Below are 15,073 nucleotides of genomic sequence, written 5' to 3'. Positions count from 1 at the left end.
CCGGATGCGCCGCAGGTCGCCTGCTTCGACACCGCGTTCCACGCGACGATGCCCGCCGTGGCGAAAACCCTGCCGCTGCCTGCGGCGCTGCGCGAGGGCGGGATCGAACGCTACGGCTTCCACGGGCTGTCGTACGAGTCGATCGTCCGCCAGCTCGGCGCGGCGATCCCTTCGCGCGTGGTGATCGCCCACCTCGGCAACGGCGCGAGCCTGTGCGCCGTGCGCGATGGCAAGTCGATCGATACGACCATGGGCCTGACACCGACGGGCGGCATCGTCATGGGTACGCGGCCGGGCGACCTCGACCCGGGCGTGCTGTTGTACCTGATGCGCGAGAAGGGTTACGACGCGGAGCGGCTGGAGACGCTGGTCGACCGGGAGTCCGGGCTCAAGGGGCTATCCGGCGGAACCAGCGACATGCGCAAGCTGCATGCGATGGACAACGCCGCCTCGCGGCTGGCGCAGGATGTGTTCGTCCACGTGGCGCGCAAGCATATCGCCGCGATGGTGGCGTCGCTGGGCGGCGTGGACCTGCTGGTGTTCACCGGCGGCATCGGTGAAAACGATGCGGTAACCCGCGATGCGATCCTTGCCGGGCTGCAGTGGATGGGCGACTTTGCCAGCCGCGTCATCCCCACCGAAGAAGACGCGCAGATCGCCCGCCACACCGCCCACCTCGCACCCCCCTGTAGGAGCGCGCCTGCGCGCGATGGGGGTCGCATCAACCCCCACCGCACGCAAGCCCAGTCTTACTCGACGACCACAGGAATCTTCCCGATCTTCGAACGCCATTCCCTCGGCCCAGTCTGGTGCACCGAGGTACCCGCACTGTCGACGGCGACGGTGACCGGCATGTCCTGCACGTCGAACTCGTAGATCGCTTCCATGCCGAGGTCGTCGAAGGCGAGCACGCGCGACGACTTGATCGCCTTGGAGACCAGGTACGCCGCGCCGCCAACGGCCATCAGGTAGACGGCCTTGTTGTCGCGGATCGCGTCGATGGCGGTGGGGCCACGCTCGCTCTTGCCGACCATGCCGAGCAGGCCCGTGGTCTCCAGCATCTGCCGGGTGAACTTGTCCATTCGCGTCGCCGTGGTCGGGCCAGCGGGGCCGACCACTTCATCGCGCACCGGATCGACCGGGCCGACGTAGTAGATGAAGCGGTTGGTGAAGTCGACCGGCAGCGTCTCGCCGCGGTTCAACATGTCGATCATCCGCTTGTGCGCGGCATCGCGGCCGGTGAGCAGCTTGCCGTTGAGCAGGATCGTCTCGCCCGGCTGCCAGCTGTTCACTTCTTCGCGGGTGATCGTGTCGAGGTTCACCCGGCGGCCCTTGGACGCGTCGTAGGTGAGCTTCGGCCAGTCTTCCAGCGACGGCGGATCGAGCATCACCGGGCCCGAACCGTCCATCACGAAATGCGCGTGGCGGGTGGCGGCGCAGTTGGGGATGATCGCCACCGGCAGGTTCGCGGCGTGGGTCGGGTAGTCGCTGACCTTGACGTCGAGCACGGTGGTCAGGCCACCGAGGCCCTGGGCGCCGATACCCAGCGCGTTGACCTTCTCGTACAGCTCCAGGCGCAGTTCTTCGGCGCGGTTGGATGCGCCACGGGCCTGCAGCTCGGTGATGTCGATCGGCTCCATCAGCGATTCCTTCGCCAGCAGCATCGCCTTTTCGGCGGTGCCACCGATGCCGATGCCGAGCATGCCCGGCGGGCACCAGCCGGCGCCCATGGTCGGCACGGTCTTCAGCACCCAGTCGACGATGGAGTCGGACGGGTTGAGCATCGCGAACTTGGACTTCGCTTCCGAACCGCCACCCTTCGCGGCGACGGTGACGTCGAGCTTGTCGCCCGGCACGATCGACACGTTGATGACCGCCGGCGTGTTGTCGCGCGTGTTCGTGCGCTTGCCGGCGGGATCCGCCAGCACCGATGCGCGCAGCTTGTTGTCCGGGTGGTTGTAGGCACGGCGAACACCTTCGTTCACCATGTCTTCCACGCTCATCGTGGCATCGTCCCAACGCACGTTCATGCCGACCTTGAGGAACACGGTGACGATGCCGGTGTCCTGGCAGATCGGCCGGTGGCCCTCGGCGCACATGCGCGAGTTGATGAGGATCTGGGCGATGGCGTCCTTCGCCGCGGCCGACTCTTCGCGCTCGTAGGCGGCGGTGAGGTTCCGGATGTAGTCGACCGGGTGGTAGTACGAGATGTACTGGAGGGCGTCAGCGACGCTCTGGATGAGGTCGTCCTGCTTGATCGAGGTCATGGTGCTACCGCTGGCTCGCTGTGGGCTGGCAAACGCCAATTTTAGCGCACCACGGCGGTGTAAGGTGACCGGGCCCTCCCCGGTCTATGTCCAGGCACCCCCGCCCAACGGAGTTCCCATGCGTTCCAGCTTCCGCACCGCCCTGTTCGCCCTGGCCCTCGTGGCCGCCGTCGCGGGCCTCGCCCGGCCGGCCGCCGCCGCGCAGGTCGCCCCTGAATTCGCCGGCATCGCCGCGTGGCAGAACTCGAAGCCGCTGACCATGAAGCAGTTGCGCGGCAAGGTCGTGCTGATCGATTTCTGGGCGTATTCCTGCATCAACTGCCTGCGCACCCTGCCCCACGTCACCCGCTGGTACGACCAGTACAAGGACAAGGGCCTGGTGGTGATCGGCGTGCATTCGCCGGAATTCCCCTTCGAAAAGCAGGAAGGCAACGTCCGCGACGCGATCCAGAAGTACAACATCCATTACCCGGTGGCGCAGGACAACGATCTGGAGACCTGGGACGCGTGGGATAACCAGTACTGGCCGGCCGAATACCTGGTGGACCAGCGCGGCAACGTCATCGCCCACCACTTCGGCGAAGGCAACTACGCCGAGATGGAGAACGCCATCCGCACCCTGCTTGGCCTGCCGCGCCTCGCCGACGACAAGGCCGAAACCGACAAGGACGCGCCGGACTTCAACCAGCTGGGCTCGCCGGAGATGTATTTCGGCAGCGACCGCAGCAAGAACAACGCAAGCCCCGAAGGCGACCGCACCGGCACCCGCGACTTCACCGCGCCCTCGCGGCTGGAGCTGAACCAGTTCGCCCTGGTCGGACGCTGGGAGATCGGCCGGCAGAACGCCACCCTGGACAGCGCCAACGGCGAAATCCGCCTGCACTTCAAGGCGAAGAAGGTCCACATGGTCGCCAGCGCCAACGACCCGGTCACGCTGGAGATCGCCGTCGACGGTAAGCCCATGGCCCCCGTCACCGTGCAGAAATCCCAGCTCTACACCCTGTTCGACGGCGACGGCTACAAGGACCACGTCCTCACCATCAAGATCCCGAAAGCCAACTTCCACGCCTTTACTTTCACCTTCGGCTAAATCCCACCACTGCCCCCGTAGGAGCGCGCCTGCGCGCGAAGACACTCCGCGAAAACGTCTGGGCCAGCCATCGGACGGCGATCCATCGGACGGCGATGCGGGCCCATCGCGCGCAGGCGCGCTCCTACAACGCCCCGCCCCAGCGAAACGACGGGCTTGCTAAGACCGTATCTCACGATATATCGTACGACCACTACGTACGATATATCGGAGAACCCCCATGCACTTTTTCCACCACGCCAGGCGCCACTTCCGCGACCACCTCCACGCCCACCACGGCCGCCACGACGCCCGCCACCTCGATGAGCTGTTCGGCGACGACACCCGCGCCCAGGCCGAGTTCGGCCGTGGGCGCTGCGGCGAGCGCGATCACGGGCAGCACGGCCATCACGGCGGCCACCATGGCCACCACGGCGATCACCACCACGGCCGCTGGACGATGTTCGGCATCGGCCGGGGCGGTGGTCGGTTCAGCGGCGGCGGCCCGTTCGGCTTCGACGATCGCGAAGGCGGTCGCGGCGGCCGCGGCGGCGGTCGTTTCGGCGGCGGCCGGATGTTCGGCACTGGCGACCTGCGCCTGCTGCTGCTCGCCCTCATCGAAGAGCAGCCGCGCCACGGCTACGAGCTGATCCGCACCATCGAAGAGATGTTCAACGGCCAGTACAGCCCGAGCCCGGGCGCCATCTACCCGACCCTGACCATGCTCGAAGAGCTGGGCTACGCGCGCGTCGAGGCCGAGACCGGCGGCAAGAAGCTCTACGCGATCACCGACGAAGGCCGTGCCTTCCTCACCGAGAATCGCGACACGCTCGATGCGCTGACCGAACGCCTGCAGGTGATGTCGCGGCACATGCGCCGGATGACCGTGCCCGACGGCGTGCGCGACGCGATGCACGTGCTGAAGCACCAGCTGATGAACCACCACAAGGCGTGGGACGAGGCCGAAACGCTGCGCGTCGCCGCCATCGTCGCCGCCGCGGCGAAGCAGATCGCGGAGCGCCAGGCATGAGCGAAAAGCACCTGATCCAGCGCGTGCGCCACCAGGTGCGCATGCGCATGCTCACCGTGGTGAACGTGCGATCGCTCACCCCGCACATGGTCCGCATCACGGTGCAGGGCCCGGAGCTGGAAGGCTTTCCTTCCGCCTCGCCCGACGACCACGTCAAGGTGTTCCTGCCCACGTCCAGCGGCGAGTTCAACCTGCCGACGATGACGCCGGACGGCCCGGTCTATCCGGAAGGCAAGGAACCGTCCCCGGCGCGCGATTACACCCCGCGCCAGTTCCGCGCCGACACGCTCGAGCTTGACCTCGACTTTGTCATCCACGGCGACGGCCCCGCCTCCACCTGGGCGGAGCAGGCGAAGGTCGGCGACACCCTCGGCGTGGGCGGCCCGCGTGGCTCGATGATCGTGCCGGCGGACTACGACCACTACGTGCTGGTCGGCGATGAAACCGCCCTGCCCGCCATCGGCCGCTGGCTGGAAGAGATGCCGGCGGATACCCCGGTCACCGTGCTCGCGGAGATCGCCTCGGCGGACGAAAAGCAGGACCTCGCCCGCGAGGTGCAGTGGTTCATCCGCGGCGCCTCGCCCTCGCTCGACGAGGCACTGGCCGCCCTGCCGTTGCCGCCCGGCGATACCTTCTGGTGGGTCGCCACCGAATCGAAGCGGGCCCGCAACCTGCGCTCGCTGCTGGTAGAGCAGCGCGGCATCGACAAGGACTGGGTCAAGGCCACGGGCTACTGGCAGGCCTGAACTTCGGTAGACTCGCGCCACCATCTCCATAGCAAGGATTGCGCGAGTGAGTTCATGGACCGACCGTTTGACCGCGTGGATGCGCCGCGACCCGAATGCGCAAGCGTTCGTCGCCCCCGGCGACATCGAGCCGCTGACGCGCCACGCGATGGCCGTCGGCGTCACCGAATGGCCCGAGGGGGCGAAAGGCCCCCTGTCGGTCGTCGAGCTGCTGGCGCGGATGACCCCTGCCAACCTGCTGGCCCTGGACGAGCGTGTGCGCCACTGGGACAGCGGGATCCCATTCGACATCCGGCATGCCTTCATCGATACGGCGCTTGGCGCCCCACCCGCGCTACGCGACGCGGCGCTGTTCGTGCAATCGACCAGCCGCCATGGCCACGTCCGCGAGCGTGCGCTGCGTGAGTCGCGGTCGTATCCGTCACGCCTGCAGTTGATCGCGACGATCCTGCGCCTGTCCGACTGGGTGCCGGAAGTGCGCGCGCTTGCGACCGAGTCGCTGGTCACGTCGTTGCCCGGCGCGCCCGTCGACGGCGTCGTGGAAGTGTTGCCCCTGCTGCTGCGCCTGCGCCTGCGTAGCCGCGTCGACCAGGCCGCCATCGCCCAGGCCCTTCTCGCCTGGCTGAAGCAGCCGGGCAACCTTGACGCGGCGCTGGGCCATCCTTCGGGTCCCGTACGCCAGTGGGCGTACGACGGGGCGTTCGCGCTGCCAGGCATCGACCACGCCGACCTCGTGCCGCGCGCCCTCGCCGATGCGGATCCCGCGGTCGCGCTGCGCGGCCTGCAGGAAACGACGGCACTCGCCGACTACGAACGCATGCCGTGGCTGCGTCGCGCCTTCATGGCAGCACACCCGACCGTACGCCTCGCCGCGATGCGTACGCTGGATGCGCAAGGCCTGCTTTCGAAAGACGATCTCACCCTCGCCCTCGGCGACCGCTCCGGCGGCATGCGTGCTGCCGCCATCTACCTGCTGCGCACCCGCCACGGCATCGACGCCGTGGGCATCTACCGCGAATGGATGGCGTCGGAACTGGGTGCGTTGCCTCCGGTGAACCAGGGTTTCAGCGAAACGGCCACCGCGGACGACGCGGCGATGTTGACCGCCATGCTCGACAGTCCGCGCGGCATCGTTCGCGCCAGCGCGCTGCAAGCCATCGCGCGGATCGGCCTGCCGATCGACGAAGCACTCGCCCTGAAGGCGCTGACCGATCCGAGCAACCGCGTCGTCGACGCATGGTTGCGTATCGCCCATCGCGACGTGCTTCCCCTCGACGCACCGCGGCTGATGCGACTTACCTTGCCCGTGCGCGATCAACTGCGCGACCGGGTGATGTTCACCGTCGGGCCGAACCAGCGGCTCGACCTGCTCTGCGCAGCGGTGCCGCTGACGGAGGGGCAGCGCGCATGGGTGGACCACGCGTTGCTGCGGATGTCGCGCGATGGCAAGGCATGGTGGAAGCCCGACCCGCGGCAGCATCGCGCACTGACCCAGCTGAAAGCACAGCGCGATGCGACCATGGATCCGCAGCTTCGTAGCTGCGTCGAGGCCGCGCTGGCGAGCATCTGAGGTCGCTGTGATTGCTGATTGGGCGAACCTGGCGCCCCATCGCATGGCATGGGGTGCCATGCGATGGGGGTTACGGTCGCGCGCAGGCGCGCTCCTACAGGGGGCCGCGCGAACGCCTGACGATTTACGATTTACGATTCACGCATTACGAACTCAGAAGTTCCAGCGGGCGCCGAGGTTCACGGCGTCGCTCTTGGTGTGCTCGGCGATGTCCTTGTTGTAGTAGACGAAGACGCTGGCCTTCGGGGTGATGTCGAAGCTGGCGCCGACGCCGGCCTGCCAGGTGTTCTTCGACGGGCGTGAGCCCTGCACGGTGAAGGTGTCGCCCGGTTCGGCGGCGAAGGCATTGGTGCTGGTGACCTAGTCGTCCTTGGTGTTGTGCAGGTAGCGCACCACCACGATCGGATGCAGCTTCGTGCCGTTGTTCGCACCGAGGTCGACGTCGCCGGTGAGGCGCAGGCCGCCACCGTACTGCACGGCGCGTGCCGTGGTGCCGCCAACGCGGAGGTTGGCGTCGCCGGCGTCCTTCTCGGTGAAGGCGTCGTACTTCACCTTCGTGTAGTACGCACCGACGAACGGTTCCAGGTGCATGCCCTGGCCGATGTCGAAGCGGTAGCCGCCCTGGAGTGCCGCGTTGGTGGTCTTGCCATCGTTATCGCCCGAGGCCGACGGCGTGTAGTCGCCCACGGCGATGTGCCGCGTGCTGTTGCCGTTCAACCAGCCGTACGACGCCATGGCTTCGGCCCACCAGTGCTTGTCGTTCGAGTACGCCGCATGCAGGCCGATCGCCGCCTGGTCCACGTCGGTGTAATCGCCGCGGCTATGCACTTCGTTGCGCGAGTTGGCGAAGTTGGCGTGGACGCCCAGGCGCAGGTCCGGCGACACGTTGCTGTCGACGCCGACGATCAGGCCGTGGATGCGGTAGTCCGAGCGAGCCACGTCGGCGCTGCGCGAGAGGTCGCTGGACGAGGTGTACGGGACCGCGAAGGCGGCCACGCCCTGCTCGCCGGTGTCGCGGGCCAGGCGCAGGCGTTCGAACAACGAATCCTGGTAAGCCTGCTGGCCGGTGAGCTCGGCCTGCGCAGCCGACGTGTAGGTTTCGCCGGTGAGTGTGTCGAACGCGTGCCTGGCCTGCGCGGCGTCGAGGCCACGCAGCGTGCCGAGCAGGGTCGGCAGCGGATCGCCACCCGAGCCCGCGATGGCCTGCAGCGTCGTCGCGACGTTGACCTGGTTGCCGGTGAGGCCCGGCAGGTCGTTGAAGGCGACGCCTTCGCCACCCGGCGTCGTCGGGCCACCAGTGCCGGCCTGGCTCAGGGTCAGGTAGGCAACGCCGTTTTCTTCGGTCACGCCCGCGTCGAGGAACGGCAGGTCGCCCTTGTCGATGCTGGCGTAGGTGCCGGCAAGGCCGCCGTTGGAGCGCACGATGGCGTAACGCGTGACCGGCTTGAACGTACCCTTACCGGTCGGCTTCGTCGCCAGCGTGCCACCGAGGGTGGTGGTGCCGTTGGAAACGATGCTGTCGCTGGTGCCGTCCGGCGTGATCCGCACGGCGGTGGTGGAACCGGCGCCCAGGGTGAGGCCACCGGTGGTGAGCGTGGTGCCCGCCGTGCCCGACCCTGCAGCGGCGCCCGTCGCACCGTCGATGCCGCTCGGCGCGATGGTGCCGCCGACCGTCACCGGGCCGGTGATCGTGCCACCGCCGACGAGACCGCCGCCGCTGCCAATCGTCACCGGGCCACCCAGCGTGCCATTCACGGCGAGGTTGCCGCCGATCGTGCTGCCGCCGGCGAAGGTCACCGAGGTGCCCGCGCCGACCGACAAGGTGCCCGCCGTCGTGGTGAGGTTGCCGACGTTGTTGAACACGCCGTTCGGCAGCGTGCCTTCGCCATCGCCGGTGACGTTGAGCGTGGTGCCCGGCGTGCCGTTGACCGTGCCGGTCACGCCCGGCAGGTTGCCGTAGCTGACGTTGAGGTCGCCGCCGCCGAGGTTCACCGTGCCAGCGATCGGGCCGGCGACGGTAACGTTGTTGTCGCCACCGTTGAGCGTGGCGGTGCCGCCGCTGCCGACCGTGAGGCCGCCGGTGTAGTTGCCGGTCGCGCTGAGCGTGCCGCCGTTGACCGTCAGGCCACCGGTGTAGTCCGCCAGCGAGCCGCCGAGGGTGAGCGTGCCGGTGCCTTCCTTGTCCAGGCCACCCGTGCCGGAGAGCGCACCGTTCACGGTCAGGTCCTGCGCACCGTCCACGGTGACGCCGTTGCTGCCGACGCTGACGTTGTTCGGGATCGTCACCGTGGTGCCCGCTTCCAGCGTCGCGCCGTCGATGGCGAGGTCACCCGTGCCAAGGCCATTGTTGTTGCCGACGACCACCGTGCCGCCGGTGACCGTGGTGCCACCGGTGTAGGTGTTGTTGCCGTTGAGGGTGAGGCGGGCGACGTTGATCTTGAACAGGCGACCCGCGCCGCCGATGCTGCCGTTGAGCGTGAGGTCCTGGTTGCCCAGCGCGGTGAGGTTCGCACCGAGGGTGACGTTGTTGGCGAGGGTGAGCGGCGCCGTGCTGTCCAGCGTGGCGTCACCGGCGACGGTGAGCGTGCCGGTGCCGAGTGCCGCGTCGTTGCCGGCGAGCAGGCCACCGGCGTTGATCGTCACGCCGCCACCGAAGGTGTTCGCGCCACCGAGTTCGAGGACGCCTGCGCCGTTCTTCACCAGGCTGCCCGCGCCGACGATCGTGCTGTCGAGTGTGTCATCCGTGGCACCGGCGAGGGTCAGCGCGTTGCCGCCGAGGTTCACGGTGCTGCCGGCGACGCCGGTGAGCGAACCGAGGGCCTGGTTGCCCGCGGCGCCGATGTCGAAGGTGCCGGTGCCGGCGAGGTTCACCGCCGCATCCGGTGCGAGGCTGCCACCCGCGCCGATCGCCAGCGTGCCGGCGTTGATCGTGGTGCCGCCGGTGTAGCTGTTGGCACCGGACAGCGTCAGCGTCGCTGCGCCGTCCTTGGTCAGGCCGCCTGCCCCGCTGACGTTGCCGGCGAGCGTGAGGTCGTCAGTGCCGGCCACGGTGAGGCCGGCGTTGAGCGTCACCGCGTTGCCGAGCGTCGCCGGTGCATCGGCATCCAGCGTCGCCGCGCCGTTCACCGCGAGCACGCCGGTGCCGAGCGCCGCGTCGTTGCCGACCACCAGGGTGCCCTGGTTGAGGTCGACGCCGCCGCTGAAGGTGTTGGCGCCATGCAGCGCGAGCGTGCTCGCGCCGTTCTTGATCAGCTTGCCGCCTGCCCCGCTGATCGTGCTGTCGACCGTGCCGTTGGCATTGCCATTGATGGTCAGTGCGTTCGCGCCGAGCGTCACGTTGCTGCCGGCCACGCCGCTGAGCGAACCGATCTGCTGGTTGCCGCCGCCGGCGATGTCGAACGTCGCACCGGCTCCGGTCAGCGAGACCACGCCGGTCGGTGCCAGGCTGCCGCCCGCACCGATCGCCAGCGTGCCGTCGTTGATGTACGTACCGCCGGTATAGGTGTTGCCACCGGTAAGCGTCTCGATGCCCGTGCCGACCTTGGTCAGGCTGCCAGTGCCGGCGATGGAACCGCTGTACGTACCGTCCGCCGCGCCGCCGACCGTGAGGTCGTTGCCGCCGAGGTTGACCGTACCGCTGCCGACCAGCGTGCCGAACTGCTGGTTGCCGTTGCCTGCCGAGAGATCGAAGGTCGCGCCTGTCGCCAGGTTGACCACGCCGTCGGCATAGAGGCTCGCGCCCGCGCCGAGCGCCAGCGTGCCGCTGTTGATGTAGGTGCCGCCGGTGTAAGTGTTCCTGCCGTTGAGGGTCAGCGTCGCCGCGCCATCCTTGGTCAGGCTGCCGGCGCCCGACAGGTTGCCGTTGAGGACCAGGTCGTTGCTGCCGAGCACGTCGAGCCCGGCGTTGAGGTTGATGTCGTTGCCAAGCGCCACCGCGGTGTTGCTGTCGAGCGTCGATGCACCCGCCACGGTAAGCGCACCCGTGCCGAGCGCGGCGTCGTTGCCGACGACGAGGCCGCCAGCGTTGAGCGCCACGCCGCCGCTGAAGGTGTTCGCGCCGTTGAGCGTCTGCACGCCCGCGCCGTTCTTCACCAGGCCGCCGCTGCCGCCGATGCTGCCGTCGTAGCTCGCATCCGTCGCACCGCCAAGCGCCAGCGTGTTGCCACCGAGCGCAACGTTGCTGCCAGCGACGCCGGTGAGCGAACCGATCGCCTGGTTGCCGCCGGCCGAGATGTCGAAGCCGGCGCCTGCGTTGGCGAGGTTCACGTTGCCGGTGTTCGACAGGCTGCCGCCCGCACCGATCGCCAGCGTGCCGGCATTGATCGTCGTGCCACCGGTATAGCTGTTCGCGCCGGTGAGCGTGAGCGTCGCCGCGCCGTCCTTGGTCAGGCCACCCGCGCCGGAGACCATGCCGCCAAGGGTCAGCGGGTTGCTGCCGGCGAAGGTCAGGCCGGCGTTGAGGATGACGTCGTTGGTCAGCGTCGTATCTGCATCGGCATCGATCGTCGATGCGCCGCCGACGGTGAGGGCACCCGTGCCCAGCGCGTCGTTGTTGCTGACCGCCAGCGTGCCCTGGTTGAGCGTGACGCCACCGCTGAAGGTGTTGGCACTGCGCAACGCAAGCCGGAAGACGCCGTTCTTGACCAGGCTGCCCGTGCCGCTGATGGTGCTGTCGACCACGCTGTCGGCATTGCCGTTGATCGTCAGCGCGTTGCCGCCGAGCGTGACGTTGCTGCCGGCGACGCCATTGAGTGCGCCGATGGCCTGGTTGCCACCGGTGCTGATGTCGAAGCCACTACCCACGCCGTTGAGGGTGACGCCACCGGTGGGCGACAGGCTGCCGCCCGCGCCGATGGCAAGGATGCCGGCATCGATGAAGGTACCGCCGGTGTAGGTGTTGCTCCCGGTCAGCGTCTCCGTGCCGGTGCCGACCTTGGTCAGCGCGCCGGTGCCGTCGATAGAACCGCTGAAGGTGCCGTCGGCGGGGCCGCCCACCTCGATGTTGTTGTTGCCCAGGAAGACCGTGCCGGAACCCGTCAGCGTGCCGAACTGCTGGTTGCCGTTGCCGGCGGACAGGTCGAACATCGCGCCGTTGTTGACGAAGACGATGCCCGATGCGGCCAGGCTCGCGCCCGCGCCGAGCGCCAGCGTGCCGGTGTTGATGTTGGTCCCGCCGGTGTAGGTGTTGATGCCGTTCAAGGTCAGCGTGGCGTTGCCTTCCTTGGTCAGGCTGCCCGTGCCGGAGAAATTGCCGTTGAGGGTGAGGTTGTTGCTGCCGAGCACGGTGAGGCCGGCGTTGAGCACGCCGTTGTTGGCCAGCGTCACGGGGCCGTTGCTATCGAGCGTGCTGGCGCCGGCGACGGTCAGGTCGCCCAGGCCCAGCGCGGCGTCGTTGCCGACGACGAGGCCACCCGCGTTGAGCTGGGTGCCGCCGGCGAAGGTGCTCGCGCCGCCGAGCGTCTGCACGCCCGAGCCGTTCTTGATAAGGCCGCCACCACCGCCGATCGTGCCGTCGAACTCGCCATCGGCGGCCGTACCGAGGGTGAGCGTGTTGCCGCCGAGCGAGACGCCGCTTCCAGCGACGCCGGTGAGCAGGCCGATCGTCTGGTTACCGCCACCGCTGATGTCGAACGCGCCGGGACCGGCGAGATTGACGGTGCCGGTCGGGGCCAGGCTGCCGCCCGCCGCGAGCGCCAGGGTGCCCGCGTTGATCGTAGTGCCACCGGTATAGGTGTTCGCGCCGGTGAGCGTGACCGTGCTCGCACCGTCCTTCACCAGGCCACCCCCGCCACTTATCGTGCCGCCGAGGGTCAGCGCATTGCTGCCGAGCAGGTCGAGGTTGATGCCGGCGTTGATGCCGATGTCGTTGCCGAGGTTGACGGCCGAGTTGCTGTCCAGTGCGCCGTTGCCCGCGACCGTGAGGGCGCCGGTGCCCAGCGCGCCGTCGTTGCCGGCGACCAGCGTGCCTGCGTTGAGGGTGATGCCGCCACTGAAGGTGTTCGCGCCGCCGAGCTCCATGGCGCTCGCGCCGTTCTTCACCAGGCTGCCGGTGCCCGCGATGACACCGTCATAGGTGCCATCGGTGGTGGCATTGAGCGTGAGTGCGTTGCCGCCGAGCGTGACCGTGCTGCCCGCCACGCCATTGAGCGTGCCGATCGCCTGGTTGCCGCCGCTGCTGATGTCGAAGCCCGTGCCCGCCGCGGTCAGCGTGACCGGGCCCGTAGCCGAGAGGCTGCCGCCGGGGCCGATCGCGAGGACGCCTGCGTTGATCAGCGTGCCGCCCGTGTAGGTGTTGCTGCCGGTGAGCGTTTCCGTGCCCGTGCCTTCCTTGACCAGGCCACCGGTGCCGGCGATGGAGCCACTGAAGGTGCCGTCGGTGGGGCCACCGAGGGTGATCCAGTTGGCGCCGAGGTTGACCGTGCCATTGCCGACCAGCGTGCCGATCTGCTGCGTACCGTTGCCGGCGGACAGGTCCAGCGTCGCGTTGGTGGCCAGGTTGACGATGCCGCCGGCATACAGGCTCGCGCCGGCACCGAGCGCGAGGGTGCCCGCGTTGATGTTGGTGCCGCCGGTATAGGTGTTGACGCCGTTGAGCGTAAGGATGGCCAGGCCTTCCTTGGTCAGGCTGCCCGTGCCGGTGAGTGCCCCGTTGAACGTAAGGTTGTTGGTGCCCAGCACGGTGAGGCCGGCGTTGAGCGCGATGCTGTTCGCGAGCGTGACCGAACCGGTGCTGTCGAGCGTGGAAGCCCCACCGACCGTGAGCGTGCCGCTACCCAGCGCGGCATCGTTGCCGACGACCAGGCCACCGGCATTCAGCGTGGTGCCGCCGCTATAGGTGCTTGCGCCACCCAGGGTGTCGACGCCCGCGCCGACCTTGACCAGGCCGCCGCTACCGTTGAACGCGCCGTTGAAAACGTGGTTCGACCCATTGCCAAACGTGAGGCTGTTCGCGCCGAGGTTGACGTTGCTGCCGCCCACGCCACTGATCGAGCCGATGGTCTGGTTACCCGCGGCGGCGATGTCGAACGCCGCGCCGGCGTTGGCGAGGTTGACGTCGCCGGTTGCCGCAAGGCTGCCACCCGCGCCGAGCGCGAGCGTGCCGGCGTTGACGGTGGTGCCACCGGTGTAGGTGTTCGGGCCGCCCAGGGTGAGCGTCGCGGCGCCATCCTTGACCAGGCCGCCCGCGCCGGCGATCGGACCGTTCAACGTGAGCGCGTTGCTGCCGAGCACGTCGAGCGTATGTCCCCCCGTGAGGGCGACGGCATTGCCGAGGGTGACCGGCGCGTTGCTGTCCAGCGCGGCATTGCCGCCGACGGTCAGCGCGCCCGTGCCGAGCGCCGCATTGTTGCCGACGACGAGGGTGCCACCATTGAGCGCGACGCCGCCGCTGAAGGTGTTCGCGCCACCCAGCGTCTGGCTGGACGGACCGTTCTTGATCACGCTGCCGGTGCCCGCGATCAGGCCGTTGTAGACACCGTTTGCATTGCCGCCAATCGTCAGCGCATTGGCGCCGAGCGAGACGTTGCCGCCGGCGACGCCATTGAGCGATCCGATGGTCTGGTTTCCGCCCGCGCTGATATCGAAGCTGGCGCCCGGGGCGGCGACGTTCACCGCGCCAGTCGCGGCGAGGCTGCCACCGGCACCGATCGCCAGCGTGCCTGCGTTGATCGTCGTACCACCGGTGTAGGTGTTCGTGCCGGTCAGCGTTTCGGTGCCGGTGCCCTGCTTGATCACGCTGCCGCTGCCGGCGATGCCGCCACCGAAGGTGCCGTTGGTCGGTCCGCCCAGGGTGATCGCATTCGCGCCGATGTTGACCGCACCGGTGCCGGTCAGCGTGCCGATCTGCTGCGCACCGTTACCCGCGGAGAGATCCAGCGTGGTGCCCGCCCCGAGGTTGACCGTGCCGGTCGAGGCCAGGCTGGCGCCCGCGCCGAGCGCGAGCGTGCCGGCGTTGACGTTGGTGCCACCGGTGTAGGTGTTCACGCCATTGAGCGTAAGCACGGCGGCGCCGTTCTTGGTGAGGCCGCCCACGCCGCTGATCGCGCCATTCAGGGTCAGCGCGTTGCTGCCCAGCACGGTCAGGCCGGCGTTGAGCGCGATGGCGTTGGCCAGCGCGATCGGCCCGTTGCTGTCCAGCGTGCCCGCGTTGGCGACGGTGAGCGTGCCCGTGCCGAGTGCGCTGTTGTTGCCGACGATGAAGCCGCCGCCGGTGAGTGTCGTACCGCCGCTGTAGGTGTTTGCACCGTTGAACGTCTCGACGCCCGCGCCGGCTTTCACCAGGCCGCCGGTGCCGCTGACGATGCCGTCGAAGGTGCGGTTCGTGGCGTTGCCGAACGTTAGGTAATTGGCACCGAGCAGGACATTGGTACCGGCGACGCCGCTGAGCGAACC

General features: G+C 68.7%; 7 protein-coding genes and 10 pseudogenes. 4 read left to right on the top strand and 13 right to left on the bottom strand.

Going from position 1 to position 15,073, the window contains the following annotated elements; all coding sequences use genetic code 11:
- Nucleotides 1–749 precede the first annotated feature (749 nt).
- Entirely contained in the window at nucleotides 750–2,267 is a 1,518-nt protein-coding gene (locus KPL74_04275) for a fumarate hydratase (GenBank protein ID QWT21219.1), read from the bottom strand.
- A gap of 118 nt (nucleotides 2,268–2,385) precedes the next feature.
- On the opposite strand from KPL74_04275, the gene KPL74_04270 reads away from it, so the two are divergent.
- From KPL74_04270 to KPL74_04255, 4 genes are all read left to right on the top strand, one after another.
- Nucleotides 2,386–3,357: a thioredoxin family protein gene (locus KPL74_04270; GenBank protein QWT21218.1), complete on the top strand. Its 972-nt coding sequence runs from the start codon at nucleotides 2,386–2,388 to the stop codon at nucleotides 3,355–3,357.
- A 220-nt stretch (nucleotides 3,358–3,577) separates the two neighbouring features.
- On the top strand, nucleotides 3,578–4,366 hold the full coding sequence (locus KPL74_04265) for a PadR family transcriptional regulator (GenBank protein ID QWT21217.1): 789 nt from the start codon (nucleotides 3,578–3,580) through the stop codon (nucleotides 4,364–4,366).
- A complete protein-coding gene (locus tag KPL74_04260) occupies nucleotides 4,363–5,112 on the top strand; it encodes a siderophore-interacting protein (protein ID QWT21216.1) in 750 nt (249 codons plus the stop codon). Before KPL74_04265 ends, KPL74_04260 begins: the two co-directional genes overlap by 4 nt.
- Nucleotides 5,113–5,158: 46 nt before the next feature.
- Nucleotides 5,159–6,682, top strand: coding sequence for a hypothetical protein (locus KPL74_04255; protein QWT21215.1), 1,524 nt, complete (start codon nucleotides 5,159–5,161; stop codon nucleotides 6,680–6,682).
- A gap of 153 nt (nucleotides 6,683–6,835) precedes the next feature.
- On the opposite strand, the gene KPL74_04250 is transcribed toward KPL74_04255, so the two are convergent.
- From KPL74_04250 to KPL74_04195, 12 genes and pseudogenes are all read right to left on the bottom strand, one after another.
- Nucleotides 6,836–6,994, bottom strand: coding sequence for an autotransporter outer membrane beta-barrel domain-containing protein (locus tag KPL74_04250; protein ID QWT22575.1), 159 nt, complete (start codon nucleotides 6,992–6,994; stop codon nucleotides 6,836–6,838).
- Nucleotides 6,995–7,042: 48 nt separating this feature from the next.
- Nucleotides 7,043–9,046 (bottom strand): autotransporter domain-containing protein, encoded by a 2,004-nt coding sequence (locus tag KPL74_04245; GenBank protein QWT22574.1) that lies wholly within the window; start codon nucleotides 9,044–9,046, stop codon nucleotides 7,043–7,045.
- A pseudogene (locus KPL74_04240) lies at nucleotides 9,035–9,385 on the bottom strand (autotransporter-associated beta strand repeat-containing protein). The gene KPL74_04245 and the pseudogene KPL74_04240 overlap by 12 nt, the downstream one beginning before the upstream one ends.
- A gap of 198 nt (nucleotides 9,386–9,583) precedes the next feature.
- Nucleotides 9,584–9,931 (bottom strand): annotated as a pseudogene (locus tag KPL74_04235) (autotransporter-associated beta strand repeat-containing protein).
- A 216-nt stretch (nucleotides 9,932–10,147) separates the two neighbouring features.
- Nucleotides 10,148–10,519, bottom strand: a pseudogene (locus tag KPL74_04230) (autotransporter-associated beta strand repeat-containing protein).
- Nucleotides 10,520–10,684: 165 nt separating this feature from the next.
- Nucleotides 10,685–11,071, bottom strand: a pseudogene (locus KPL74_04225) (autotransporter-associated beta strand repeat-containing protein).
- A 468-nt stretch (nucleotides 11,072–11,539) separates the two neighbouring features.
- Nucleotides 11,540–11,767 (bottom strand): annotated as a pseudogene (locus KPL74_04220) (autotransporter-associated beta strand repeat-containing protein).
- Nucleotides 11,768–11,827: 60 nt separating this feature from the next.
- Nucleotides 11,828–12,166: pseudogene (locus tag KPL74_04215) on the bottom strand (autotransporter-associated beta strand repeat-containing protein).
- 204 nt (nucleotides 12,167–12,370) lie between these two features.
- Nucleotides 12,371–12,700, bottom strand: a pseudogene (locus KPL74_04210) (autotransporter-associated beta strand repeat-containing protein).
- A 522-nt stretch (nucleotides 12,701–13,222) separates the two neighbouring features.
- Nucleotides 13,223–13,564: pseudogene (locus KPL74_04205) on the bottom strand (autotransporter-associated beta strand repeat-containing protein).
- A gap of 210 nt (nucleotides 13,565–13,774) precedes the next feature.
- Nucleotides 13,775–14,122, bottom strand: a pseudogene (locus KPL74_04200) (autotransporter-associated beta strand repeat-containing protein).
- Nucleotides 14,123–14,620: 498 nt separating this feature from the next.
- Nucleotides 14,621–14,962 (bottom strand): annotated as a pseudogene (locus KPL74_04195) (autotransporter-associated beta strand repeat-containing protein).
- Nucleotides 14,963–15,073: the final 111 nt, after the last annotated feature.

It is taken from the genome of Bacillus sp. NP157, from assembly GCA_018889975.1.
Classification (GTDB): Bacteria; Pseudomonadota; Gammaproteobacteria; order Xanthomonadales; family Rhodanobacteraceae; genus Luteibacter.
Note: the sequence above shows the minus strand (reverse complement) of the source record. Positions and strands in the feature narration are given on the sequence as shown.

Coding starts and splice junctions, on each gene's coding strand:
- KPL74_04275 (QWT21219.1), bottom strand. CDS start 2,267: ATGACCTCGATCAAGCAGGACGACCTCATCCAGAGCGTCGCTGACGCC.
- KPL74_04270 (QWT21218.1), top strand. CDS start 2,386: ATGCGTTCCAGCTTCCGCACCGCCCTGTTCGCCCTGGCCCTCGTGGCC.
- KPL74_04265 (QWT21217.1), top strand. CDS start 3,578: ATGCACTTTTTCCACCACGCCAGGCGCCACTTCCGCGACCACCTCCAC.
- KPL74_04260 (QWT21216.1), top strand. CDS start 4,363: ATGAGCGAAAAGCACCTGATCCAGCGCGTGCGCCACCAGGTGCGCATG.